This window comes from Psychrobacter sp. H25, assembly GCF_059076335.1.
This window is the reverse complement of the sequence record NZ_JCACRV010000001.1, coordinates 2746280-2771780: the sequence shown is the minus strand read 5'-3', so window position 1 is coordinate 2771780 and position 25501 is coordinate 2746280. Positions and strand designations below refer to the sequence as shown.

Genomic DNA, 25501 nt, shown 5'->3' with positions numbered 1-25501 from the left:
AAATCTATTTTCTTACAGTAACGCGGGTAAATCTGTCTTACTTATACAATGGACGCTTTGATAGTTAAATTCAAGGGTTGTCATACAAGTCTTTGACATCAGTACCGTTTTGGTATGACAGAGCTTGCCTCCAGTTAACGCCAGTAGCGCAGCTTTGCTAGCGTAAATAAGAAAGCCACAAACATACCTAAGTAGTAGACGAGCTTGAGCTCAAGCGTGGGATCACGATATTTGAAAGGTAGTGCAACGGTGGCCGTCGCGGTGGGCAGTATCAGTAGCATAAGTAGCCAGTTTTCAATAACATTTAGCCAGCCCTGTAGATCTGTTCCATTACGCAATGACGCTAGCCCCATTAAGAGGCAAGCTATAATTAAACTGGTAAACAAGCCATTTGGTAAGTCTTTAGGATAGATAATATTAGCAATACTGGCTGGTACGATTCGCATATAAAATTCCAGCCACACTTATAGAATATGGCTTAATGATTAAAAAAGTATAAAAGACAGCTTATAAGGGTTTTGCAACGCAATATCTAGAGGCAATCGCCACTGTAGCCTGTTCAGCTATAAGTACCCATCAACCATAGCATCGATACACAAGCCGTCAACCAGCCAAGTGTTAATGCGTTTCTGGTCTCAATATGCATACCTTTGACTTTGTTCAATACCCGCGAGCCAACCCAAAAAAACAACGGTATGCCCAGTACAAAGGCAGGTACAATCACAGCAGCATGACGTAGTACTGTACCTACATCATCACCAATCATCAGACGAAAACCATAACCTGCCAGACTCAAGACAAGTGCAAACGTAGCCAAGCCAATGGTAATGCCTTTTGGCACTAAGCTACGTCTCGGAAGATCGTTTTGAACTGGCAGCTCACTGCCTGTTGCTGGATTAGGCGATGTTGATGACTTAACGGGTCTTTGCGTGTCCATATCTCACCTTTGCATGGTTTGTCGTTACCATTATACAGCCTACCTTAGGCTACTTAACTGACTTTATTCGTTGCCGTTGGCCAGTGCTAGCTCTGCGCGCATGGCATCAATCGCTTCTTTATAATCTGGCTGATTAAATATCGCAGAACCTGCGACAAACATGTCTGCACCTGCTTCAGCAACCGCACGGATGTTGTTGGCTTTGATACCGCCGTCCACCTCTAGTCGGATATCGCGACCACTGGTGATGATACGTTGACGTACCTGACGTACCTTATCTAGGGTACTATCGATAAATGACTGTCCACCATATCCAGGATTCACGCTCATCAATAAAATCTGATCTACTTTATCCATGACATAATCAAGATAATGTAGTGGTGTTGCTGGGTTCAATACCAGACCACACTCAGCACCGCCATCTTTGATCAGTTGCAGCGATCGATCGATATGAGCGCTGGCTTCTGGATGAAAGGTGATGATACTAGCACCTGCCTCCAAAAATTGCTCAATCATGCTATCAACAGGCGAGACCATCAGATGTACATCAATTGGCGCTTCCACACCATAGTCTCGTAGCGCTTTACAAATCATGCTGCCAAACGTCAAGTTGGGTACGTAATGATTGTCCATCACATCAAAATGAATCACATCGGCACCCGACTCCAATACGCGCTCGACCTCTTCACCCAAACGTGCAAAGTCAGCTGAGAGTATCGATGGGGCAATAAGATAAGGTTTAGCAGGACTGATCATAGTAGGGCTACCTAATTTGTGTTTATATCAAATGTAAATCAATTAAAAAATCGTATTAATGGGCTTGTTGTTACTCTATACCTTTCGCATACTCAGTTAATCAGCGCGGCTTGTATTGTGTCTTGCAATAGGCACGGCCCACGTCAAAAGAACGCTTTGCCTCATGCTTGGTAGCACGGTTGCTTACTCGCTCACGCCATAAGCGAAAAGACGATGGCTTGAGCTCTTGACGCATGAGCTTGATAACGCCTGTTTCATCGAGACCGTAGCTATGCTCTATCGCACCGAATGGTGTTCTATCTTCCCACGCCATTTCTATTACACGCGATATTTGTGTCTCATCAAGTACTCTATCGCCTGCATCATTGAGCGTTTTTGCGATCAGCTCGTCTGACTTATCTTGAGTCACTTGATCATCGTTACTGCGCTGTTTATGTTTTAGGGCGGCATCCATGTCGGCCTGCATTATTGCCTTTGTAGCGTCAGTATCTACTGACTTTTCTTGTCCATTGGAAGCTGTCAAATCTTGATAACTTGCCATAAAAATCACCTTTTGGGCATGAATGAGAGAGCAAAAAACGTATCACGTTAGCTGATATGGCACCTTAGCTCAATTGCGCCATATGCCAGTGATGTTCGATATGTTCATTGATCACTGTCTGAATAAAATAATAGCTGTGGTCATGCCCCGCCTGATAACGCAATGTTAAGGGCTGTTTGGCTTTTGCACAAGCCTCTTGTAGTTTGGAAGTTTGTAGTTGTCCTTCGTCTAAAAAATTATCAGCCGCGCCTTGGTCAACCAAGATACTTGCATACTGCTGACCGACCTTTTCAATCATCTGTGCCGCATCTGCTTGAGACCATAGAGCCTTATTATCACCGAAATACTCTGTATAAGCCGCCTGCCCCCAAGCAGACTCGCTAGCGGCACATACTGGCGATAAGGCGGATACACTGACAAACTTGCTCGGATACTTAAATCCCAATAGCAGCGCGCCATGACCACCCATAGAGTGCCCTGTGACACCAATGCTGTCTATTGGGAACTCTGAGCGTAATAAGTCATATAGCTCATCAACGATATAGCTTTGCATATTAAAGTTGTCTGACCACGGCGCTTGGGTCGCATCAACATAGTAGCTTGCGCCCTGCCCGACAAAATAGCGCTCGTCGTTTGGCACCTCAATATCATCACTACTGCGAGGTGAGGTGTCGGGTGCAATCAGTATCATACCAAGCTCACTGCATTTCTGCTGAAAGTGCGCTTTGTGAGTGACGTTATCAGCATTGCACGTCAGTCCTGATAAGTACAGTATGGCAGGGCAACGTCGCCCAGCCAATGCTTCATCAGGTAGATAAATACTAAACGTCATCGCCGTTTTGGTCGATGTCGACTCGTGGCTATAATAATGCTGCTCACCGTTAAAGCAACGATTCACACTTTTTTGGGTCATCTGCTTGTTGTTGGACAAACTACGACTATAAGCATTGTGCATGAGTGATATCCTTTTTATTCAAAATAAAACCAACGGTGATAGATAGCGATGATAAATAATAAACGCTCGTGATTTGATATTATATCCACAAGATTTTGAGTTGCGCTGTATCTGTATTTAATCGCTCTATTAACTTCATTTACGGACTGGTTGGCACGCTATCAGGTACAGTATCAATAGTAACAGAAGCCGCGTTACTCGTTATACTAGCAACTGATGGACGTGCTTTATCAAACAATACTTGCTCAAACGCCGGTAGTGCCGTCTCCATCAAACTACCAATCACCATTTGTGGTTCTGATGGCTCAAATCCCATATAAAGCTCACGCTCTTGTACACGGTATGCTGCATCCTTAAAAGCAGATTCAAAGCTGCTGTTTTCACGTAGACTCTCAGCAAAAAAAGCTTGACCAAAATAAGTCATTTCAGCTGTATTGGTACAGCCAAACGATGCCTTGTCAGTGGCTGAGGCCGTAATCACTACGGTAGTCGGCGATGCCAACTCGTCAATGAACGACCCCGAATAGCACGCAGATATCACAATCACTCGCCAGCGAATACCTGATGCATCCAGTGTCTCGCGTAACCATGTGGCATCTAAATTGTCCATCGCGAGTGGCGGATTTTCTAATTGAACAATATCTTCGTTGCCATGTGACGACAGTGTCAAGAACAACACATCTTCATCAGCGTTCATTTGCTGACCAATTTTCTTTAATCCACGTGCAATACTGGTTCTGGTAGCAATTGGCTCGTCCAGCCAACTGTAAGTATTGTTAATCAAGGCCAGTGAGTGCCCACTGGTACCAAAACGCACATCGAACAGCTCACGCACTTTATTAATTTCAGAACGAAAGACGTTCTGACCAGAGAACCCAGCCACACCCATAAAGTACCAGTCCGTTTTGCCATCGATACTCGGGTCGATACTGTTTAGCGCCTGCTGCAATAGACGCGGCTGCTCATATAACGCCGCCTCTTCTAATACAGGCTCTACTGGAATCTGCTTAAAAATGGGCTGGTCAGCGACATTACGTTGCCAGATAGTCAGTAACGCTACCGCACCTACCAGTATGATAATGCGCTCCCACCACGGTATGCGCAAACGGCGGGAAAAAATCCATAATAAAGCAAGTGTCTGCCATAGGAATAATACCAAAAATAGTACAGGTAAAAATGAATAACTCCACTCAGGCAACCAACCATAGCTACCAGAAAACTGTACTAAGCTTTGTAATAAAGCGGATAGCGTATCAGCAACCAACCATAGTACGACTGGTACAAATACCAGCGATTGGTTGCTCGCGCGCCTTGCTAAAATAATACCGCTGAGCAAAATAATCATTGGCCAAATCAAATAACTGACCAATCCTTGCTCATTAAATAGGCTACCACTTTCAGCAGCCAACCACGAAAACAAAACATTACTGCTGAGTGCCAATATAGCGAATACAGCAAACTGTATAAACGTAGGCTTGACCCAAGAAAATGCTCGTGTCGAGCCCACTAGCATCCACAAGGTTGCAATAATATTGGCAGCAAAGTTGAGCGAAAAACGCTGGAGCGATACGGTTTTTAACGACGTAAGTGACAAAGACGTAGACCTCTAGCCAGCCGAGAAAAATAAAATGACCCAATGATAACTATTCTAGTGTAGCTGCCGTCTTACGCAATCGTATTACGATTCTGTTACGGCTCTAGACATCGATTTATATTGAATTCACGATGGAATATTTATAGAAGACGACTAGCACTTCCTAATAGTCTAGCTCGCTAATCTATCGCGATTGTAACGGATTGTCGGTCAAGACGATAAGCATGATTTGTAAAACTCGCCTAAATTTAGACATCACCGAAACATTACCATGAATACTAATAAAAAAAGGAGGCCTTGCTAACAAGGCCTCCCTTCATATTAACGACCAGATACTATCTCATCAACAGCTCGTTGACGCGCTTTAGATAAGCAGCTGGATCTTCTAACTGACCCCCATCTGCTAACAAGGCTTGATCAAAGATCACTTGCGCCAAATCATCAAACTGCTCGCTGCCCTCTAACTTCTTAATGAGCGGATGATCGGGGTTGACCTCAAGGGTTGGCTTGCTCGCTGGTACGTCTTGACCCATTTGCTGTAGCATCTGAATCATTTGTGGTGACAGCTCACCTTCTCCAACGACTAAGCATGCTGGGCTATCAACCAAACGCGTTGATACTTTGACGTCTTTAGCACGCTCACCTAGCGCAGTTTTAAGCTTATCAACAACAGGCTTTAACGTTTCTTCTGCTTTCTCTGCTTCAGCTTTTTCGGCTTCGTCCTGCAAGTCACCCAAATCTACTGCACCTTTGGCGATGTTTTGTAGCGGTGTCTCGTCAAATGACGTCAAGAAGTTCATCGCCCATTCGTCGACACGGCCGGTCATCAAGATAACTTCGATGCCTTTTTTCTTAAACAGCTCAAGTTGCGGGCTGTTTTTTGCTGCTGCTAAATTATCAGCGGTGAGGTAGTAGATGGCTTTTTGCCCATCTTTCATGCGAGCTTTGTAATCTTCAAAACTGGTCTCGAGTCCATCTTGCGTGCTGGTTGCATAACGCAATAGCTTGGCGATACGTTCTTGGTTACCTGCGTCCTCACCCAAACCTTCTTTGATGACATCACCGAACTCTGCATAGAACTTAGCAAATTTCTCTTGCTTATCACTGTCTTCGCTATTGGCAAGGCTTGCGAGCAAGGTCAAGATACGACGTGCGTTACCATCACGGATAGATTTCACATCACGTGACTCTTGAAGTAGCTCACGGCTCACATTTAAAGGCAGGTCTGCTGAATCGATAACCCCCTTCACAAAACGCAAGTACATTGGTAGCAGTTGCTCAGCTTCATCCATGATAAAGACACGCTTCACATAGAGCTTGAGACCATGCTGCTGCTCACGAGTATATAAATCTGCTGGCGCTTTTTCAGGGATATACAGTAGCTGCGTATACTGTACTCGGCCCTCTACACGGTTATGCGTCCAAGCAAGTGGATCAGTCATGTCATAAGAGATGTTCTTATAGAAGTCGACATACTCATCGTCTTCGATCTCAGAGCTTGAGCGCGTCCATAATGCGCTGGCCTTGTTGATGGTTTCCCACTCGTCAGTAAGTACCATCTCGCCGCCGGCAGGTACCTGATCATCAGAGCTGTCGTTTTCGTCTTCTTTTACGTCTTCTTGCCAGATTTCTTTACGCATCTGAATCGGTAGACTGATATGGTCAGAGTACTTGTTGACCAAACGCTTAATCTTGCTGCGGTCTAGGTAGTTGTCTTCGCCCTCGCTATATTCTTCTTTTAGGTGCAAGGTAATCGCTGTACCGCGCGTATCTTTAGTAATAGGCTCAACAGTGAAGCTACCGGTACCGTCAGATACCCAGCGTACGCCTTTATCCGCAGGCTCGCCTGCTTTGCGTGATTCGACACTGATAGTGTCAGCGACGATAAACCCTGAATAAAAACCGACACCGAACTGACCAATCAGTTGACCGTCTTGTTTTTGCGATTCAGACAATTTGTCCAAAAATGCCTTGGTGCCTGATTTGGCAATCGTACCTAAATTTTCAATAGCATCCGTTTCGTTCATACCAATACCATTATCGGTAAAGGTAATGGTTTTCGCGGCTTCGTCAACAGCAATGCGGATTTTTAGCTCGCCATCATCTTCATAAAGGCTGTCATCATTGGTCGCTTCAAAACGCAATTTATCACAAGCGTCCGATGCGTTAGAGACGAGCTCACGGACAAAAATATCTGCATTAGAATATAATGAATGCGTTACCAAGTGCAGTAGTTGCGCCACTTCTGCTTCAAACGTATGTTTTTTTAATTCTGGATTCAGACCTTCAGCTTGGGTTGCTTCACTCATAAAAACTCCTTTAAATTCTATGAAAGACCTATTATCAAATAACTGACTATAGCTGTTCTAACAATGCTCACAGCTTACCGTGTGCATTACCGTTAGACTGTCTATACTAATAAGGGCAGCAAAAAAAAATTCAAGCGTAACAGTCTTATTCAATAAAAAACACCGCCCATATCTATCAAGGCGGTGTTCTGCTTATTTATCAAAACGCTTTCTAAGAACTATCTGCTCACACAAGTGCCCATATGTAGACACAGGTCGTGTAGATACAAGTCACTATTCTGAATAAGCTTCTATCAATAAGTCCCAAATCGTCGTTAGTTTTTTTGAAAACTGAATATGCGTGTTCATAGCACCCTCCTTGTCGATTAATATCGTTTTCTTGGATACTATTAAAACGGGTTTTCAATTATTTGTATAATTAATTGATTGTATATTATCGTTTCATTTTACAAATTATATAATCCATATCTTTGACAAAAGCTGAGCTTGTACTGGTGTTTTTATTTATAGACCGACTACACAGTTATCTAAAAAACTATCTAACGGTTAGCGCGGTATCGGACGGATAGTGAGTATTTGCTCACTGCGACCAAAAGGCCCATACACGTCGTGTAATACTGCACTGGTAAGACCAATACCATCATCACCGTACTGCTGTACTGCTTCGATACCCAACCAGCGTCCTTTGGGTTCGCGATGCATGTGTATTTGCAAGTCAGTATTGGGGAACATCCATTCTAGTTTGGACAGCCCCAGTCCCAATCTAGGGACAACACCATTCGCAGTATCCACCATACCCAATAGATGGACCACATCATCGGTTGGCGTATCTTCTACCATCTGCACGTCATTGGTGATCCATACCATACCGCGTCCGGGACGACGATCTTCTGTGGTTACTAGGCGTACGCTTTCGATAAAGCCTCCTGGCCAGCCTTTCATCTCGTCCCAAACGGGCAAATCTTCAGGCTGATGCACTGAAGCTTGATCCTCTAGTCCTGCTATCTCACTGGTGTCTTGAGTCAGGAGTCGCCATGCTCGTGCGATGATAGCATCACGACCACGACTGCTCATTACCGCCTCTATCAGCTCAATGGTTTTGCCTGGTCGAATACAGCGAGTGGTAATGGTAAAGTCATCAAGCGGTATCAAGCCCAATATATCCAGACTTACGCGAGCTATGCGAGTATTGGGCTGCGGTGCAAAACCTTTAAGCTCAGCAGTCAGGAGACCTGTCGCTGGCGCCATGTGCTGCTCATGCTCATTCCAGGCACCTTGTGCATGCTCGGTTGGCTGATAGTGCGCTACACTGGTACCATTTTCTTGTTGTTCACGTTTGATAAATTTGTAATAAGCAGTCATAGCTATCCTATATTTAACACTTTCTTGTAAAACTTTTATTTATGGGTAAGCTCTTGTTTTCTTAACACAAGAATACCGCGAGCTTTTTGTATAAAGAACAATAAACAGATCATAACGACTGCGAGTGCCGCATAAAAAAAGCTCTTTTCTGCCATGAATTTTATAATATTCATGAATAGTACAAACACCACCGCGACCGTCACGAGCATGTTGAGCTTTAATTGCTTATTGACGTCAGCGAGCGTGGCTTCTGCCAATACAAATTTGCCTTTGGGTTCTTTCATGCGGCCTTATCCATATCAATAATATTTCACGCAAATACTTGTTGTTTAACGACTGACTATTTACCAACTTGGGTAACAGGAATGCGCAAGGCTTTTGGCAAACTAAACGTTACGTTTTCCTCGATACCGGATAGCTCACTAGGAAGATCGCCACCCCAGTCTTGCAGCTGCTGCAGCACTTCTTGAATGAGCACCTCTGGCGCTGACGCACCAGCAGTAACACCGATACTCTGCACACCATCTAACCAACTGCGATTCATCTCGCTGGCATTATCGATTAAATAAGCACGGCAATTCATACGCTCAGCCAGCTCACGTAAACGATTGGAATTTGAAGAGTTTGGCGAACCCACAACCAAGACCACTTCGCAGCGACTGGCAAGATCTTTTACCGCATCTTGGCGGTTTTGAGTGGCATAACATATATCGTCTTTTCGGGGTCCTTGGATACTCGGGAACTTGTCACGCAGCGCATCAATAACGCGAGCAGTGTCATCCATCGATAGCGTCGTTTGAGTTACAAATGCCAAGCGTTTGGCATCTTGTACGGTTAAAGCCGCAACGTCGCTTTCATCTTCGACAAGATGAATCTGCCCACCGTTTTTCGCATTAAACCTACCCATAGTGCCTTCTACTTCTGGGTGTCCAGCGTGTCCTATCAAAACCGCGTCCATGCCATCTTGGGCAAACTTGGCCACTTCAATATGTACCTTTGTCACCAAAGGACAAGTCGCGTCAAATACAGTGATATCACGGCGACCTGCTTCATCTTCCACCGCTTTAGAGACCCCATGTGCAGAGAAAATAACCACCGAACCATCTGGCACTTCGTGAAGCTCTTCGACGAATACTGCGCCCCGATTGGCTAAATCTGATACGACAAATTTATTATGTACGACTTCATGACGGACATAGATGGGCGGCTCAAAACGGGTCAACGCTTCGTTAACAATCGCGATCGCACGGTCTACACCAGCACAAAACCCACGAGGATTGGCAAGATAAATTTGCATAAGAAGGCCTATCATTGGATAATTTATATGTAAAGCTTATGCATCAAAGCTTTCATTCAAAAGTTGGGGCAATTTCAATGCTCTACTTTAGCATAATTTGCTTTTATTGCCCTCAAAAATAGCAGTACACTCATTGCAATATTTTAGTTATAAATATCGACATACTGATTGCATATTGCAAAACTCGCTTTCACTCACACAAAAGCCGTTTATAATGGGACAACTATTATGATTTATATCGCCATACATGATGGCGGTTTTTCTTTTTTCCAGCCTTTTCTACTGACTGGAATATTTTTAGTCTGTGATTAGCACACTTTTTTATTTTATTAACACATTCCATTTGTTAACACATATTTTATTGGGACAAATTGTATGACAGGTTCATTATTTATTATTACTGCCGCTTCGGGTACAGGCAAAACCTCACTGGTGAAACAACTACTGGCGACCACTAACGACTTAACCGTCAGCATCTCTCACACGACTCGCAGCCCGCGCCCAGGTGAGATTGATGGACATCACTATCATTTCACAGATGTGGATAGCTTCGTACAAGCTATTGGCGAAAACAAATTTTTAGAGCATGCAGAAGTATTCGGAAACTACTATGGCACCTCAGAGCAGAGCGTACGCTCCCAGCTTGCGGCAGGTATCGATGTGGTTTTGGAGATTGACTGGCAAGGCGCCACTCAGGTCAAAAAAATATTTCCTGATGCAACGACCGTTTTTATCTTGCCGCCTAGTATTGATACCTTGCGTCAGCGCCTATCAACTCGCGCACAGGATACCAGCGAAGTTATAGAACGACGTCTGGCTGGTGCTGTTCATGAAATGGCACAATACGTTAATTCTGACTTTGTGATTATTAATGATAACTTTGAAGTGGCTTTGGCTGAATTAAAAGCGCTTATTATCGCTGATAGACAAACGCTTGCTCGTCAGCAGCAGCGTTATCATCGTACGATTAGCAACTTGCTAAACAAGCCCGCAGCGGAGTAAACTTAGCATCAGCGACTAAAGCTGCTTGTCCAATAAGATGATATAAAAAGCAACTACGCAGCTTAGCAAAAAATGCTATAATATGTAGCTATCCCCCTTTATGTATTTGATATTATTTTTATTGAGTGGCGGTCAAAGTCCGTGACTAATAAAAACAACCGAGGTAGCTATTTATGGCACGAGTAACGATTGAAGATTGTTTGGATAATGTTGATAATCGCTTTGAGCTAATTTTGGTCGCAAGCAAGCGTGCCCGTCAATTGGCAAAGGGCATTTCTGAGCCATTGGTAGATGTTGACAATGACAAGCCTACCGTACTGGCGCTACGTGAAATTGCCGCTGGCAAAATCACCCGTGATATTCTAAATCAGCCAGAGCATAACTTTGCTACTAGCTCATTAGATTTAGCGTTGTCAGGCGATCATAGCTTTTAGGATTGTAGCTTCTAAATAAGACAGCTATATATCTTGATCAGCAATAGAGACCACAGCATAGGCTGTGGTTTTTTGGTTGTGACTCTATTGTATTCGCGATTTTGGTAACCATTTATCTTCTAAAATAGACCACTAAGTGAAAAATTTTTGGATTTTTATCTTGCCTACTCGCTTATCAGTTGACATTGAATGCAATTTGCGATTAATTAAAGAATGACCTACTCTTATTTACGATTCATACGGTAGGTCGATATTTCATCATCATTTGCTTCGAGAAATGGTCAAATAAGTAGGTAATGGAAAATAGGATTGTTATTTTATGAGTCAAACCCTACCCAAACTCAGTCATCATCTCGTTGATGATGCTCAATATAACCTGCTACGTTCAGTAGGTTATCTCACTGCCGCTGAGCGCCGTGACATTATTGATGCCTGTGAGTTCGGTGATATTGCGCATATCAAAGACAAGCGTAAATCAGGGGAACCTTATATCACTCACCCCATCGCAGTGGCTGAGATATTAGCAGGCTTTCGCTTAGACAGAGATACCATCATCGCCGCGATCTTGCATGACACGGTCGAAGATACTGACGTGAGTGATGAGCAGATCGAGCAGCGCTACGGCAAGATAGTAGCGAGACTGGTCGATGGCGTGACCAAGCTCAAATCATCCTCTCACAACAAGCAACAAAATAAAGCGGCCACTTTTCACAAAATCTTGACCGCGACGCTTGCTGACCCACGTGTACTGATTATCAAGCTTGCTGATCGCTTACATAATATGTCTACACTTGATGCGGTACGCCCTGAAAAGCAGCGCACAACCGCACAAGAAACCTTGGACTTTTATGTCCCATTTGCACGATTGATGGGTCTTAATGATATTGCCGACTATATCGAGGTGCTGTGCTACCGTAACCTTGATTCTGGTATGTATAACAAACTGTCTGATAAGCTCTTACAGCATGGACTTGGACGCAATTTTCAAAGAGAAGCCATTCACCGCTATTTAAGTATCGTCCTCAACAACTTAGACCTTAACGGGCTGGTCAAAGTTTTGGACAATCGTGTGGTGATATATCGTCAGTTTTTCCGCAACCGCGGTGAGATCAATACCCTACTGCGTCACTATGCGTTTGAGATTGTCCTCGACAATATCGAAGCCTGTGACAAGCTGGCTTATTATTTGATTAAAAAGTATCAAATCGATGATACGCACATTGCTGATAATATTCGTAGGCCGCTACCGGGTGGTAATCAATCGCTTACGCTTATCTATGAGCGCGATAACGATGTCGTCAAAGTCACTATCTTGACCAAGCAAATGCAAAGCGCAGCAAGGCTTGGTGTTATTGGTGCAGAGCACGCCTCCGACGTCAGCCAGTCAGTTATCCAAGCTTCTTTACGTAATATGAAAGACTTGGTCGATGAAGACAGCTTGAACGAAAACAGTCCCAATTTCTCAGCAGCAGTCTCCACTATCAATGACTTAATGGACTATCTACATTCTAGTAAGATCATTTGTTATAGTCCAAAAGGCCGAGCTTACGAGCTATCACAAGGTGCAACCGCACTTGATTTTGCTTATGCCGTCGGGCCTATGATCGGTAACGTCGCTGTTGGTGCAAACATCGACGGTAAACCTGCAAAACTCGGTACGGTGGTAAAAAACGGACAAGCGGTTGAAATCGAAGTCAACAGCCATTCTGAACCAAAAGCAGAGTGGCTAGGGTTTGTGGTCACCAATAAAGCACGCGAAGAGATTTTACGTTGGTTCAAGGACTTGTCTGCCGCTGACAAACAGCACCACGGTCGTCAAGCGTTAGATCGTGCCCTCAAGACCTATCAAAAAACACTCGATGATTTGACAGACAATGACTGGAAAGATTTGACGGAATGGCGCGGACTAGCCGAAAAGAACGCTCTATTTGAACAAATCAGCTCTGGCACACTACTGCCGCAACTGGTCGTTACTCGTCTGTTTAGCGACGAAGTGAGCAGCCTGCAAGCTCAAGCGCACAACGATGATATGACTCAGCCACAGCAGTTGATTGCCAATGCATCTGGGGTTGAACTTGATTTTGCTAACTGCTGCCATCCGATTTATGGTGACCCGATCGTTGGGCATTTATCACGCCACGGTTTGGTGGTTCATAGACACAAGTGCTTTTCACTTGATGACATTCGTAAAGACAACCCCTATCAGGTTATCCAGCTACGGTGGCGCAATGACACCACTATAACGCAGGGTGATACGGATGATAACGATATACAAAATAGCGGCAAAATCCGTTTTCCTGCTTACCTAAAACTCTCTATCGCGCTTAGTGATGAGCAAATCAGTGAAGTCATTTATCATTTACGTCAATTGAATATGGGTGTTGAAACCGTTGACGTACGTAATAGCGATACCATTGTCCATATCATTGTACGCAGTCGCAACCACTTGGCTCAAGGCATTCGCGAGTTGCGCTCATTGCTCGGCTTCCCTAACATCATGCGCCTATATCAATTATAATAGTCATGTCTATCTATCGATACCATTTATTAGATACTCTTTAGATAGATGTAAAAACCTAACATTGAGACTTTAGCATTTTCTAAAATAATCATACGTAATGCTACTGAGCTTTTAGCAGCGAACCCATAAAATATTCAAAGGACATCATATGACTCGTCAAACCATCCAAACAGACAACGCACCTGCAGCGGTAGGTACTTATTCACAAGCGGTCAAAGTCGGTAACACCGTTTATATCTCAGGTCAGCTTGGTTTTGACCCTGAAACTATGGAATTGAGAGAAGGCTTTAAGGCACAGGCGGAGCAAGTATTTGAGAACATCAAAGCGATCTGTGAAGCGGCTGGCGGTAGTTTAAATGACGTGGTTAAATTCAACGTCTCTTTGACTGACTTAAGTGATTTTGCGGTTTTGAATGACGTATTTGTTGCCAACTTAAGCGAGCCTTACCCTGCCCGCGCTGCTGTACAGGTCGCTGCCCTACCAAAAGGTGGTGTGGTCGAAATCGAGTCTATCCTATATATTGACTAATACTGGATATCAAACAGTACTCAATATTAAACAGTGCTGATATAGACTCTATTTAATTAGCACGCTATAAATCGCTCCATAATAAGCTTAGCATCATGCTAAGCTTATTAGTCTCTGCCTTTTATCCCCCATTAACCTGACGATATTGCGAAGCCATTTATGTTGGTCCAAGTTGCTCTACCCGTACCCCTTTATCGGGTGTTTGACTACAGCCTACCAGCAGATATGCTTGCGTCACCAGACGGTTTGATACCGCAAATCGGTAGCCGCGTTGAAGTATCATTTGGTCGTCAGACCTTGATTGGCATCGTCATTGCCCATGTCTCTGAGGACAAAAGCAGTGTACCGGTTAGCAAAATCAAGGCTATCAATAAGTGTTTGGATACGGAGTCTATTTTAGATCCTAGTATGCTCAAGCTGGCCTATTGGCTTGCACGCTACTATCACTATCCGCTTGGTGACGTCTTAGCCGTCATTTTGCCAAGTCTCGTGCGTCAAGGTAAGCCGCTAGATTTGCTGATTACCCATTGGCGAATTTTGCCGCATATCACTAATGATGATTTCCATGCCAATGCAAAAAAACAAAAACAGCAGTTTGATATGCTCAAGCTACATGGTCAGCATGGGGCAAGTGAAGACGTATTGCTATTGGAAGGTATGCAGCGGGCATTTTTAAAGACGCTAGAAGACAAGGGACTTATCGAGCGCTATATTCAACCAAAAAAGCCCCCCTCTCCTGTCAAGTTAGCCAAGATGCCACTTGATCTCAATGACGAGCAAAAACTTGCCGTCGATGCCATTACTGTGGCCCATAAGTCTGAGACTTATACTGGGTTTTTGTTGAACGGTATTACCGGTAGCGGCAAAACTGAAGTCTACCTACAAGCGATGCAAGCGGTATTAGAAGCAGGGAAGCAAGTACTTATTTTGGTGCCTGAGATTGGACTCACACCGCAGACACGTGCACGGTTTGCCAGTCGCTTTGCCGCTCATATTGTTTTATTACATTCAGGTATGACCAATACGCATCGTCTCCAAGGTTGGCAAGATTGCCGCACAGGTCATGCACAAATCATTATCGGTACGCGATCAGCGGTGCTATATCCATTTGCAGCGCTGGGGCTTATTGTTGTTGATGAAGCACATGATGGCTCGTACAAGCAGCAAGACACTTTACGCTATCATGCTGCTGATGTTGCCCTCTATCGCGGCCTACAAAACAGAATTCCAGTCATACTCGGTACAGCGACGCCCTCTCTTGAGCATCTGAAATTAGTTGATGATGGTAAGCTGACAGAGTATCAATTACTCACTCGTCCTGGTAGTGCCAAGCCTGCAACCATGCAACTGATCGATGCACGCCTACAAAGCACGCATCAGCAAGCCCAAGATGATGGTGCGCGCTATGATACAGGACTGACAGACGCCATGATTGGTGCTATCAAGCAAACGCTAGAAGCGGGCGATCAGGTACTGATATTTTTGAATCGCCGCGGCTATGCTCCTGTGTTGTTATGTGAGGCTTGTGGTTGGCAGGCAGACTGCCCTCGCTGCGATGCGCACCTAACCGTCCATTATAATAGTCAGTCTCAGCACAGTAGCTATGCAGCTAGCTCTTATCTAAAGTGCCACCACTGTGATTGGCAAGCTTATATTCCAACGACATGCCCTGATTGCGGCAGTCAAAACCTAGATGCTAAAGGTATGGGTACGACAAGGCTGAGCGAAAACCTACATGCCATCTTTGCCAATCCTCAAACCAGTAAAGAGCTCTATCCGATTATCCAAATCGACCGTGATACCACAAGGCGCAAAGACAGCTGGGAGAATATCTACGAGCAAATAAACCAAGGTAACCCTGCTATATTGGTAGGGACACAAATGGTCGCCAAAGGTCATCATTTTCCCAATGTCACCCTAGTTTGCTTACCGAATGCTGATCGCGGATTTCTATCAGCAGACTTTCGCTCGCCTGAGCATACCGCACAGCTCATGATACAAGTGGCAGGGCGTGCTGGTCGTGGTGACAAAGCTGGTCGCGTCTTGATTCAGACCTTGCAACCTGACAATGAGCTTTTGTTAAAGCTGGTAAAAGATGGTTATCTATCATTCGCTCGTGAGCTATTGCAAGAGCGCAGAATGATGGGGCTACCTCCTCACAGTCATGCCGCACTGATACGCTGTGAAGGCAAAACTCTGGCAGCTACTACTCAAGCCCTCAAAGATGCCATTGCGCATCTGCCCAGTGCACATAATCTTGTTGTTCTTGGTCCCATTGATGCGCCAATGAGTAAAAAAAACAGTCGCTATCATGCACAGCTATTGCTCTTGGCCAAGGACCGACAGCAGCTGCATCACGTATTGAACCAGTGGTGGCAGCCTGTACTGACGCTACCGAGTGTGAAATACCTTAAATTAACGTTGGATATCGATCCTGTCGGCTGGTAATCCCAAGTATTAGGATGTTGTCGGTCTATCAGGCAGCATCGTGGAGCCTCCCTCTATCTACATTGTTTTTCTGCCTTTTCCACTGTGTTTACGTCGTCGTAACAGATTCCAATACATAGCTATGTTAAATTTATGATAGTTATTAGACGGTCTGCGATAGAAACCCCACACCTGCTTGATCTACAGTTGATACTGTTCATTTAACCTAAATACTAGTTAATTTGAGTGTTGCTATGAGTCAGAATAGTCCTGAAGTGCATAATCACAATGACGATGAAAATCACGACAATAATGACAACCATCAACACCGTCACGACCATGATGCCCGCTTAGAGCAAAAACCAACACCGCGAGATACCAAGGGCTATCAACGCACCTTACTGTTTAGCTTTGTTATCATTACTGGCTATATGTTCATCGAAGCTATTGGTGGCTGGCTCACTGGGAGCTTGGCGCTACTATCTGATGCAGGTCATATGCTGAGTGACGCGATAGCACTTGGCGCGACTCTTATAGCATTCAAAATCGGTGAAAAAGCAGCCACCCATCAAAAAACTTTTGGCTATAAACGTTTTGAGATATTGGTCGCTACCTTTAATGGCGCCACCCTAGTTGTTATTGCCTTGATGATTTTTTACGAGGCAATCAAACGCTTTAACTCACCGCCAGAAATTGCAACCCAAGGCATGCTGATCATAGCTACCATAGGGATGTTGATTAATATTTTAGTTGCATGGCTGATGCATCGCGGTAGCCATGGTGAAGCGTCACATGGGCACAGCCACAAGAGCAATGATGCCAATATTACAGATGCCACAGATACCAAAATTACAGATACCAAGGCAAAACCAGCTGATCATAAAAAACCAGTCAATCTCAATATGCAAAGTGCGTATCTGCATGTATTGAGCGATTTATTAGGTTCTGTCGCTGCCATTATTGCAGCGCTACTAATGATGGGTTTTGGATGGGTGTGGGCAGATGCCGCAGCATCCATAATCGTCGCTCTCCTTATATTAGTTAGTGGTTACCGCGTCGTACGTGACTCTGTACATATATTGATGGAGGGCACTCCTGCCAATATCTCACTAGTCGATGTCGAACAAAAACTACTCGCACATCCTCAAGTACAAAAAGTACATGATCTACACGTCTGGAGCATTACTAGTGGCTTAAATGCTTTATCTTGCCATGTCGTGGTCGATGGAGAAATGAGCATTCACGAGTCGAGCATCTTGATTGCTAGTCTTGAGACAAGCTTGTCGACACTTGGTATTCATCATGCGACCATTCAAGTAGAGAGCTCGTCACATCCACAAAACAGCTCACATAGTGAAGCACTCGTCTGCGATATATCGGGACGATCACCTACTGGTAACAGTCATATTGGTCATAATCACTAACAGCATAACTTATTCACTTTCATTCAGATCTAATTCACTAAGTTAGGTCTGGTCTCTAATCTACTAGTCTCTATGCTACTGGTTTCGTCTGATCCAGCGACAACAAAAGCGTTGCAGGTGTAAAGTCAACCAAGTCCCTGATACTGCCACTGTCACTAGCCAAAGACTGATACCCACTATTAGCAACGTCATCCTAATCCAAATATCTAGACAACCATTACAGATATTGGGTAGATAACCTGACCCCATATTTGACATCATCAGCAACCAAAACCTAACTGAAAGTATTAATCCCATGCAAAAGATGCTGATGGATATTTTGCTAATAGTATGTAATGGATTACGCCGCTTAGGAGACATATCCGAGCCTGCTAGGTACTTACGCATAAACATCAGTCGCGATAATTTGCTTGATTAGGTAGTAATATTTATCGTTTTGTAAGATATTAAAAATAAAAACATATGAAGCAATAAAAATTATATCTCACTTAAATTTCCAACCAGCCTACGCTTCTATTAAGCTGGTGTTTCTATAAAATTTGACTCTATGATTGTAATGGCATGTTAAAAGCGATGAAAAACTCTGTCTTGCAACCATATTTTTGATATAAATTCTGTATACTTAAGACTGAAAACCTTATTCACGATCAATTGATGATACAACACTATGTCTAGACGCTCAGCACCCTTTGTCGCCCCAGACTATATCGATGATCCCACGTCAAAAGACGGCAAAAAACACGCCAAAGTTTTGTTATCGACGCTGCAAGAAGACATTGCCAACTTTCGTCATGAGCAGTTTCCGCCTGATATTTTGCGGCAGATTCGTGACATGCCTATCTATGAAGGTAATTTAGCCGAGGTACAGGCTTATCAGCAGCGCTGGCAAAACCTACTTGAACGCGCCCAGGATTTTTATCCCGCAGCCAATATGCCACCTGATTATCTACCGCTACCAGCCAGCCTTGAGATACCGCAGTTTATTTATCATGTTCAGCGCCTTCATTTAACCAAAACGCGTGCCAAAGAGTCCAAAAGCTTTGGCTCAGTCGGTGCACTTACAGATAAGTGTGGATCCTATACTGATGATGAAGTTGCCCGCATGACAGCGGTGCTAGATAACGACGATGAAGCACGTTTAGTCGCTCATCGTGAATTTATCGATCTGCGTGCTTATGTTTTTTGCCGCGACAGTAAAGGTGAGATGTTAGAGCCTGAACGCGTACGTTTTTATCGTACTGGTCTTATCGTCCATGCTCTGCCTGATTTTAAGATTGTCGATAGTAGGCAAACACCGCGTAAACGTCGCAATGATGCTTATAACAACCCGCTTGCAGACAATGGTGTGTGGAAAATTTACCGTAAAAAATAATAGTGTCGATAGTGTTTCTCGACTTATTGCCAACTACGCCCGTTTTAAATTGCTTATTTTGTCCTAATTTCTGAGGATTCCAGATGTTCGCTGCCGCCGCCGGCTCACCAAACTTAATGTTACAAGCCACTATCTTCCTAGGAGCAGCGCTGCTCTTTGTCCCCCTTGGTAAACGCTTTGGTATAGCAACGGTCTTAGGTTACCTCATCACAGGACTCATATTGGGTCCCAGTGGATTGGATGTAGCGGGTGATGCTGAGAGCTTGTTGCATTTTTCAGAGTTTGGCGTGGTCATGCTGTTGTTCATTATCGGACTCGAGCTGCAACCTTCACGGCTTTGGGCACTACGCCGCTCTATATTTGTCCTTGGTGGTCTACAGGTTGGACTGACTGGTACGTTGTTGATGGGACTGTTGCATCACTTTTTCTCATTACAGCTAGATACTGCCTTTATCGTTGGTTTTGGTTTGGCGCTCTCTTCTACTGCATTTGTACTGCAAATATTGACCGAAAAACAGCAGCTATCAAGCACGCATGGTCGAGAAGCCTTTACTATTCTATTGTTCCAAGATATCGCCGTTATCCCATTATTGGCAGTGATTCCATTTTTATCAGGGGTGCGTGAGCAGAGCTACGATTTACTTTATTTTGGCAAAGTATTTGCGGTGTTTGCGGGTCTTATTTTTGCCAGTCGCTATGTCGTTCGACCTTTCTTTAAATTTGTAGCGTCAAGTGGTGCAACAGAATTACTCACCGCGGTCGCATTATTTATTGTCATGGGTGTGTCTATCTTGATGGGGCAGATTGGTCTATCAATGGCATTAGGTGCATTTTTGACAGGTGTATTGCTGGCTGACTCTGAATATCGTCACGAGTTAGAAGCCAGTATCGAGCCTTTCAAAGGTCTACTATTGGGTCTATTTTTCATGTCGGTCGGTATGTTGACTGACGTCAAACTTATTTTGGCCAAGCCCATATTTATCATTGGCTGTGCGCTTGCCTTGATGTTTATCAAATTTGCCGTAATTGCAGCTATCGCAAAAATATCAGGCAACCGCTGGCCCACCAGTATCAGACTGGGTGTGACTCTCGCCCAAGGCGGTGAATTTGCTTTTGTGCTATTCAGCGTTGCCACGGCCCAAAATGTCTTGCGTCCTGAGCTGGCCAATACCTTAAATCTTGTAGTAACCATCTCGATGGCACTCACTCCATTGGCGTTTTTATTATTAGAAAAAATAGGTGAGCCATTATTTGCTAAAAGTAAACCTAGCCGCGAATACGACACCATCCCTGATCATGAGCATCAGGTGATTATTGCAGGCTTTGGCCGAGTCGGTCAGATCATTGGTCGCGTACTTCGTATGCACAATATTGAGTTTACCGCCATTGAACGCTCTGCAAACCGAGTCGATTTTGTACGAAAATTCGGTAACCAGGTCTATTATGGTGATCCAAAAAACCCTGAGATTTTACGAGCCGCAGGTATTCAAAAAGCGCGTGTGTTTATTTTGGCGATTGATGATCTGGAGCGCTCTATCACCACCGCTCAATATTTACGCAAGAACTACCCTGAGTTGATTATATTGGCAAGAGCGCGCGATCGTCAGCACTACTACCGCTTACGCGAAGTGGGTGTGCGTCACATTTGGCGTGAGACTTATCTGTCATCTCTTGACATGTCACGTGAATCACTGCAGCTGCTCGGCATCTCTCCCGAAAAAGCACGAGAAACTGTAAGAACGTTCCGTGATTATGATGATGACTTGATTGAGCGTCAGCAAGCGATCTATGATGACGAAGCCAGTATGATTGAGTCAGCACAATCGGCGATGGCAGAACTTGAGAGCTTGTTTGATGAAGATATTGGCAAGGCGCGTAAAATGGATCTGACAGATTTTTATGAGGCATTAAAGAGTCAAGCGACACCAGTTGATAAATCAGACGATATCGCAACTGATTCTAAATAGTAAGGATGTTCAATTCCTAGTCAGACATACAGCTTTTGGGGGCTTGTTTCTTGTTCAGTGAACTGGTGCAGCCCCAATTATCGCTGTCTGGGATATGATAAAAGACCAATGTCTGTTCGTTCAGGTAACGTATGGGAAACCTAACGTTTTGAATCGTCGCCGTCACTGCACAGTCGGTATCCAGCACACCAGCAGCCCGATTATCGACACTCATGCGCACTTGTTGATCTTCAGTACTTAGCGGCAAACCTATTGGACATTGCCCTGTCTGCTGATAAATCAGTGCCACGCGGTTTTGAGCAGTTTTGGCAATATCATAAGCATCAAATAGCACCTCGTTCTCTTTTGGTTTGGCAATGATAGGCAAAAACTGTACTTTTATCACCAGCAATGCAAAGGCGAAAAAACCGAACCCCAATGCTAAGCCAAATAAACTAACCCCGCCCTCTTTTTTTAGATGCGCTTTTTGTGCATCGTCGTCTCGCGGATGGTCATTAATCGCATCAGCGATCTCACGCCGTGCCATTCGGTAATAATATGCATCTGTCCAGCGCGCCACCATTGCAGACCAGAACAGCCAGATAACGGCTGCAATGCCAATTCGGGTAACCATTTGATAAGCATCTGGTACATAAGACATCGCTACAAATTCGAATGCGACGAGCACAATAGCCACATTGAGCTGAATGAACGACCACCCTGCCACGCTATAGACAATGGCATCCATATAGCGCTTACGGTATAACAACCAAGGAAAAGTGATAAAGAACGCAGCCCAATGCCATTTTGGTGATAGGTATCCTTGCTGATCGAACTGCTCAAAACGTTTGAGATAATAACGCTGAGTGCGACTACCGATGTACCATTTATCTAGCTGCTTACGTTTAGCAGGTGTCAGTGAATCTTGGTAAAACGGTGGCGGTGAATCCGTCTCAATAAATAGCATAATGATACGCTCTACTTATTCTAAAAAATTATTTATCAACGATAGCTCTATAATAACGCCAAAACCCACGTACAAGATAGAAAAACTGGATAACCAAACAGTGAACGCGCTAAAGTCGCATTGCACATTCACAGTTGTATAGATTTAACTTATAATAAGCAGACACTACCCACCTAATTAAGCCCTAGTAACCCTATGAGTCAACATTCTGATATCAACGACACCATCAATAGTACCGATACTACTGATGAGCACACTCTAAATAGCACCAGCGATTCTATCAATACTGATACAAGTGCTCACCAAGAGGCAGAGCCTACTTCTGACAAACATATCCGTATCGTCAATACATTTATGAAGCGTCGCACGCACATGAATAAAAATGCCGAGCTGGCTCTGACTGCACCAGAATTTTCTAAATATCTGGTCAATAACAGTTTTGGTGATGGCGACCTTACCGGTATTGATGACTTGCGAGCGCTGTTCGCTGATAGCCCAAACGGTACTGACGCACCGCTTACTTTAGAAATTGGTTTTGGCTTGGGTGATTCATTTATTGAAATGGCGGCAGCAGAACCTACTCGCAATTTTGTCGGTATCGAAGTGCATGAGCCTGGTATTGGTAAATGTGCCTACATGGCAGGCACACAAAACTTGAGCAATGTCAAAATCATCAATGGCGATGCTATTCAACTGCTCAAACAACTGCCAGAAAACCATATTGATCGTATTCAGCTTTACTTCCCAGATCCATGGCAAAAGAAACGCCATTACAAACGCCGTTTTGTCAGTCCTGAGCGCATGACTATTCTGACACGCAGTCTAAAGCAAGGCGGTTGGTTCCATACGGCAACTGATTGGGAGCATTATGCCTTTTGGATGGTTGAGGTGCTAGATGGTTTTTCAGGGTTAACCAATAAAGCAGGCGTTGGTAATTTCACCGACCGTCCTGACTTTCGCCCAATGACCAAATTCGAGCGACGTGGTCTCGAGCGCGGTCATGGTGTTTGGGATTTGATCTATATCAAAGACTAATACAAATCGTCTGATCTAGTGATGTCCAAAAAAGCGGCTACGTTATTTAGCCGCTTTTTTATGTCTGTTTATAAGCTTGCCATCATACCTATAAGTATACTTAATAGTTTATTAATCGGCTTTACCGAGTCACACCGCTGACTTTAAAGACCTATAGTATGATAGTACGTGAAAAAAGATAAATTATTATTATGTGAAACATATCACTTAAGACATAGGTTACTACTGAAAAACAGTCTTTGTTGATTCTTAATAGACACGATTGAGCGCTTTTAAAATATTGTCTATTCACGCAAGCATAGATACTATAAGGGCTTGGAGAGTTCTCCCCATAAGCTGTGGATAACCCTGTGTATAAGTCACCACTTGACAAGTTTATAGCCAGATAACTTAAAGGATAAGATAAAATCGTTCACTTTTTGTACAATTTTAAAATTGTTTAAAATCAAAAACTTAAATTAAATATAAAGACATAAAAAATTATTTTGAATATTTTTAAAAAAATTTTAGTTATTTATAATGTTTCACAATTAATAAAAATAAGCGCATTATTTGTTGTGGACAACTCGTTGTTCTATTGACAAGTATGGCTTTTATCAGGTTCAAAATCATTTTACATCAGGAACTGTTTTTATAAACCTGTATCTCTACTCACACGACATATAGTGTCGTATAGCATCGCTCACGCCTCAATATACTGCTTAAATTTTGTTATAATTACTCTATCAAATCAGCAGCACTACAGCGTCCTCTACAATGGCTAATAGCTAAGATACAGCTTAAAAATTACTGTAGCGCTCGTAATTACAAACTTATTTTTACTTCTCTCGTTATTTAATTTTACTGTATAGTAGAGCGATATCTTCGATATTACTACTCATACCATGCGTGTGACAACCTATTTATTTTGCTAGATACCAAAACACTGATGACTGTGTATGCCCATCATTAGTGACATAGAATGCACACTGATTATAGTGCTCAGCTCTATAAGTGTTTTATCTATAGCGTCAAATCAATTATCGAAAACAAGGAATCCAATATGGACGACAATAAAGCCAAAGCCCTCAAAGCGGCATTAGGTCAAATTGAAAAGCAATTTGGTAAAAACACCATCATGCATCTGGGTGATGAATCAGCCATTCTTGATGCTGATGTGGTATCGACAGGTTCTCTTGGTTTAGATATCGCGCTTGGTATAGGTGGATTACCAAAAGGTCGTATCGTTGAAATTTATGGTCCTGAAAGCTCAGGTAAGACCACGATGACCCTACAGGCTATTGCAGAGTGTCAAAAACAAGGTGGCACTTGTGCTTTTATCGATGCTGAGCATGCGCTTGACCCTGTCTATGCACGTAAGCTTGGGGTAAATACTGATGACCTACTATTATCGCAACCTGATAATGGTGAGCAAGCGCTTGAAATCACTGATATGCTGGTACGTTCAGGGGCGATCGATATGATCGTTATTGACTCAGTAGCTGCTTTGACTCCGCGCGCAGAGATTGAAGGCGAGATGGGCGACTCACATATGGGTCTACAAGCGCGTCTGATGAGCCAAGCACTGCGCAAAATTACGGGTAATGCTAAACGCTCTAATTGCATGGTAGTATTTATTAACCAGATTCGTATGAAAATTGGTGTTATGTTTGGTAGTCCAGAAACCACGACTGGTGGTAATGCCCTTAAGTTCTACGCTTCTGTCCGTATGGACATTCGCCGTATTGGTGCGGTCAAAAACGGTGACGAAATTATCGGTAACCAAACCCGTGTCAAAGTTATCAAAAACAAAATGGCACCGCCGTTCCGCCAAGCAGAATTTGAGATTACTTATGGCGAAGGTACTAATCATTTGGCTGAAGTCATTGATTTGGGTGTCGAGATTGGTGCTGTTGGCAAAGCAGGCTCATGGTATAGCTACGGCGATGAAAAAATCGGTCAAGGTAAAGCCAATTCTGTACTGTTCTTGAAAGAAAACCCTGCTATCGCCGAAGAAATCGAAGATAAGATTCGTGATGAAAAACTCGGTAAGAAAAAAGGCAGTGAAGCAAAGGATGCAGAGCCAGCTCCTGAACCGGTACAATAATACTCTA

At 43.7% G+C, this 25501-nt stretch carries 21 protein-coding genes; 10 read left to right on the top strand and 11 right to left on the bottom strand.

Annotated elements, in window-relative coordinates; genetic code table 11:
- Nucleotides 1–134: 134 nt before the first annotated feature.
- From AC5JPO_RS11355 to ispH, 10 genes are all read right to left on the bottom strand, one after another.
- Nucleotides 135–446 carry a hypothetical protein gene (locus AC5JPO_RS11355; RefSeq protein WP_443525791.1) on the bottom strand — a complete coding sequence of 104 codons (312 nt, stop codon included), beginning with the start codon at nucleotides 444–446 and terminating at the stop codon, nucleotides 135–137.
- A 113-nt stretch (nucleotides 447–559) separates the two neighbouring features.
- On the bottom strand, nucleotides 560–937 hold the full coding sequence (locus tag AC5JPO_RS11350) for a hypothetical protein (protein ID WP_443525789.1): 378 nt from the start codon (nucleotides 935–937) through the stop codon (nucleotides 560–562).
- A 63-nt stretch (nucleotides 938–1000) separates the two neighbouring features.
- Nucleotides 1001–1693 (bottom strand): ribulose-phosphate 3-epimerase, encoded by a 693-nt coding sequence (gene rpe, locus AC5JPO_RS11345; RefSeq protein ID WP_319051446.1) that lies wholly within the window; start codon nucleotides 1691–1693, stop codon nucleotides 1001–1003.
- 100 nt (nucleotides 1694–1793) lie between these two features.
- The gene (locus AC5JPO_RS11340) at nucleotides 1794–2075 is read right to left on the bottom strand and encodes a TIGR03643 family protein (protein WP_443526050.1); all 282 of its coding nucleotides are present in this window, start codon (nucleotides 2073–2075) and stop codon (nucleotides 1794–1796) included.
- Nucleotides 2076–2298: 223 nt separating this feature from the next.
- The gene (fghA, locus tag AC5JPO_RS11335) at nucleotides 2299–3189 is read right to left on the bottom strand and encodes an S-formylglutathione hydrolase (protein WP_443525787.1); all 891 of its coding nucleotides are present in this window, start codon (nucleotides 3187–3189) and stop codon (nucleotides 2299–2301) included.
- 139 nt (nucleotides 3190–3328) lie between these two features.
- Entirely contained in the window at nucleotides 3329–4783 is a 1455-nt protein-coding gene (locus AC5JPO_RS11330) for a C13 family peptidase (RefSeq protein ID WP_443525785.1), read from the bottom strand.
- Nucleotides 4784–5118: 335 nt separating this feature from the next.
- Complete coding sequence (gene htpG / locus AC5JPO_RS11325) at nucleotides 5119–7092, bottom strand: molecular chaperone HtpG (protein WP_443525783.1); 1974 nt, start codon at nucleotides 7090–7092, stop codon at nucleotides 5119–5121.
- Between the two features lie 546 nt (nucleotides 7093–7638).
- Entirely contained in the window at nucleotides 7639–8454 is an 816-nt protein-coding gene (locus AC5JPO_RS11320) for a thioesterase family protein (protein ID WP_319051441.1), read from the bottom strand.
- A gap of 35 nt (nucleotides 8455–8489) precedes the next feature.
- Nucleotides 8490–8738 (bottom strand): hypothetical protein, encoded by a 249-nt coding sequence (locus AC5JPO_RS11315; protein WP_443525782.1) that lies wholly within the window; start codon nucleotides 8736–8738, stop codon nucleotides 8490–8492.
- 56 nt (nucleotides 8739–8794) lie between these two features.
- The gene (gene ispH, locus AC5JPO_RS11310) at nucleotides 8795–9751 is read right to left on the bottom strand and encodes a 4-hydroxy-3-methylbut-2-enyl diphosphate reductase (RefSeq protein WP_443525780.1); all 957 of its coding nucleotides are present in this window, start codon (nucleotides 9749–9751) and stop codon (nucleotides 8795–8797) included.
- Between the two features lie 375 nt (nucleotides 9752–10126).
- On the opposite strand from ispH, the gene gmk reads away from it, so the two are divergent.
- The 8 genes from gmk (at nucleotide 10127) to AC5JPO_RS11270 (ending at nucleotide 21427) form a co-directional block, all read left to right on the top strand.
- Nucleotides 10127–10753 carry a guanylate kinase gene (gene gmk / locus AC5JPO_RS11305; protein WP_493844375.1) on the top strand — a complete coding sequence of 209 codons (627 nt, stop codon included), beginning with the start codon at nucleotides 10127–10129 and terminating at the stop codon, nucleotides 10751–10753.
- A 173-nt stretch (nucleotides 10754–10926) separates the two neighbouring features.
- Nucleotides 10927–11187: a DNA-directed RNA polymerase subunit omega gene (rpoZ, locus tag AC5JPO_RS11300; RefSeq protein WP_319051436.1), complete on the top strand. Its 261-nt coding sequence runs from the start codon at nucleotides 10927–10929 to the stop codon at nucleotides 11185–11187.
- Nucleotides 11188–11506: 319 nt separating this feature from the next.
- The gene (locus AC5JPO_RS11295) at nucleotides 11507–13705 is read left to right on the top strand and encodes a RelA/SpoT family protein (RefSeq protein ID WP_493853934.1); all 2199 of its coding nucleotides are present in this window, start codon (nucleotides 11507–11509) and stop codon (nucleotides 13703–13705) included.
- Between the two features lie 151 nt (nucleotides 13706–13856).
- Entirely contained in the window at nucleotides 13857–14237 is a 381-nt protein-coding gene (locus tag AC5JPO_RS11290; protein ID WP_319051434.1) for a RidA family protein, read from the top strand.
- A 159-nt stretch (nucleotides 14238–14396) separates the two neighbouring features.
- Complete coding sequence (locus AC5JPO_RS11285) at nucleotides 14397–16685, top strand: primosomal protein N' (RefSeq protein WP_443525774.1); 2289 nt, start codon at nucleotides 14397–14399, stop codon at nucleotides 16683–16685.
- Nucleotides 16686–16918: 233 nt separating this feature from the next.
- The gene (locus tag AC5JPO_RS11280; RefSeq protein WP_443525772.1) at nucleotides 16919–18088 is read left to right on the top strand and encodes a cation diffusion facilitator family transporter; all 1170 of its coding nucleotides are present in this window, start codon (nucleotides 16919–16921) and stop codon (nucleotides 18086–18088) included.
- Nucleotides 18089–18755: 667 nt separating this feature from the next.
- Nucleotides 18756–19460: a hypothetical protein gene (locus AC5JPO_RS11275; protein ID WP_443525770.1), complete on the top strand. Its 705-nt coding sequence runs from the start codon at nucleotides 18756–18758 to the stop codon at nucleotides 19458–19460.
- An 83-nt stretch (nucleotides 19461–19543) separates the two neighbouring features.
- Nucleotides 19544–21427, top strand: coding sequence for a monovalent cation:proton antiporter-2 (CPA2) family protein (locus AC5JPO_RS11270; RefSeq protein WP_443525768.1), 1884 nt, complete (start codon nucleotides 19544–19546; stop codon nucleotides 21425–21427).
- Between the two features lie 16 nt (nucleotides 21428–21443).
- Here the strand turns inward: AC5JPO_RS11270 and AC5JPO_RS11265 are convergent, their stop codons facing one another.
- Nucleotides 21444–22373: a DUF2628 domain-containing protein gene (locus AC5JPO_RS11265; RefSeq protein WP_443525766.1), complete on the bottom strand. Its 930-nt coding sequence runs from the start codon at nucleotides 22371–22373 to the stop codon at nucleotides 21444–21446.
- Nucleotides 22374–22568: 195 nt separating this feature from the next.
- Between AC5JPO_RS11265 and trmB the strand changes: the two genes are divergently transcribed.
- Both trmB and recA read left to right on the top strand, forming a co-directional pair.
- Nucleotides 22569–23408 (top strand): tRNA (guanosine(46)-N7)-methyltransferase TrmB, encoded by an 840-nt coding sequence (trmB, locus tag AC5JPO_RS11260; protein WP_443525764.1) that lies wholly within the window; start codon nucleotides 22569–22571, stop codon nucleotides 23406–23408.
- A 1042-nt stretch (nucleotides 23409–24450) separates the two neighbouring features.
- Nucleotides 24451–25494 (top strand): recombinase RecA, encoded by a 1044-nt coding sequence (gene recA / locus AC5JPO_RS11255; protein WP_443525762.1) that lies wholly within the window; start codon nucleotides 24451–24453, stop codon nucleotides 25492–25494.
- Nucleotides 25495–25501 lie beyond the last annotated feature (7 nt).

Bases quoted from the DNA above. Each gene is read 5' to 3' on its own strand.
- AC5JPO_RS11355 (WP_443525791.1), bottom strand. From the start codon at position 446: ATGCGAATCGTACCAGCCAGTATTGCTAATATTATCTATCCTAAAGAC.
- AC5JPO_RS11350 (WP_443525789.1), bottom strand. From the start codon at position 937: ATGGACACGCAAAGACCCGTTAAGTCATCAACATCGCCTAATCCAGCA.
- rpe (WP_319051446.1), bottom strand. From the start codon at position 1,693: ATGATCAGTCCTGCTAAACCTTATCTTATTGCCCCATCGATACTCTCA.
- fghA (WP_443525787.1), bottom strand. From the start codon at position 3,189: ATGCACAATGCTTATAGTCGTAGTTTGTCCAACAACAAGCAGATGACC.
- htpG (WP_443525783.1), bottom strand. From the start codon at position 7,092: ATGAGTGAAGCAACCCAAGCTGAAGGTCTGAATCCAGAATTAAAAAAA.
- AC5JPO_RS11320 (WP_319051441.1), bottom strand. From the start codon at position 8,454: ATGACTGCTTATTACAAATTTATCAAACGTGAACAACAAGAAAATGGT.
- AC5JPO_RS11315 (WP_443525782.1), bottom strand. From the start codon at position 8,738: ATGAAAGAACCCAAAGGCAAATTTGTATTGGCAGAAGCCACGCTCGCT.
- ispH (WP_443525780.1), bottom strand. From the start codon at position 9,751: ATGCAAATTTATCTTGCCAATCCTCGTGGGTTTTGTGCTGGTGTAGAC.
- gmk (WP_493844375.1), top strand. From the start codon at position 10,127: ATGACAGGTTCATTATTTATTATTACTGCCGCTTCGGGTACAGGCAAA.
- rpoZ (WP_319051436.1), top strand. From the start codon at position 10,927: ATGGCACGAGTAACGATTGAAGATTGTTTGGATAATGTTGATAATCGC.
- AC5JPO_RS11295 (WP_493853934.1), top strand. From the start codon at position 11,507: ATGAGTCAAACCCTACCCAAACTCAGTCATCATCTCGTTGATGATGCT.
- AC5JPO_RS11290 (WP_319051434.1), top strand. From the start codon at position 13,857: ATGACTCGTCAAACCATCCAAACAGACAACGCACCTGCAGCGGTAGGT.
- AC5JPO_RS11285 (WP_443525774.1), top strand. From the start codon at position 14,397: ATGTTGGTCCAAGTTGCTCTACCCGTACCCCTTTATCGGGTGTTTGAC.
- AC5JPO_RS11280 (WP_443525772.1), top strand. From the start codon at position 16,919: ATGAGTCAGAATAGTCCTGAAGTGCATAATCACAATGACGATGAAAAT.
- AC5JPO_RS11275 (WP_443525770.1), top strand. From the start codon at position 18,756: ATGTCTAGACGCTCAGCACCCTTTGTCGCCCCAGACTATATCGATGAT.
- AC5JPO_RS11270 (WP_443525768.1), top strand. From the start codon at position 19,544: ATGTTCGCTGCCGCCGCCGGCTCACCAAACTTAATGTTACAAGCCACT.
- AC5JPO_RS11265 (WP_443525766.1), bottom strand. From the start codon at position 22,373: ATGCTATTTATTGAGACGGATTCACCGCCACCGTTTTACCAAGATTCA.
- trmB (WP_443525764.1), top strand. From the start codon at position 22,569: ATGAGTCAACATTCTGATATCAACGACACCATCAATAGTACCGATACT.
- recA (WP_443525762.1), top strand. From the start codon at position 24,451: ATGGACGACAATAAAGCCAAAGCCCTCAAAGCGGCATTAGGTCAAATT.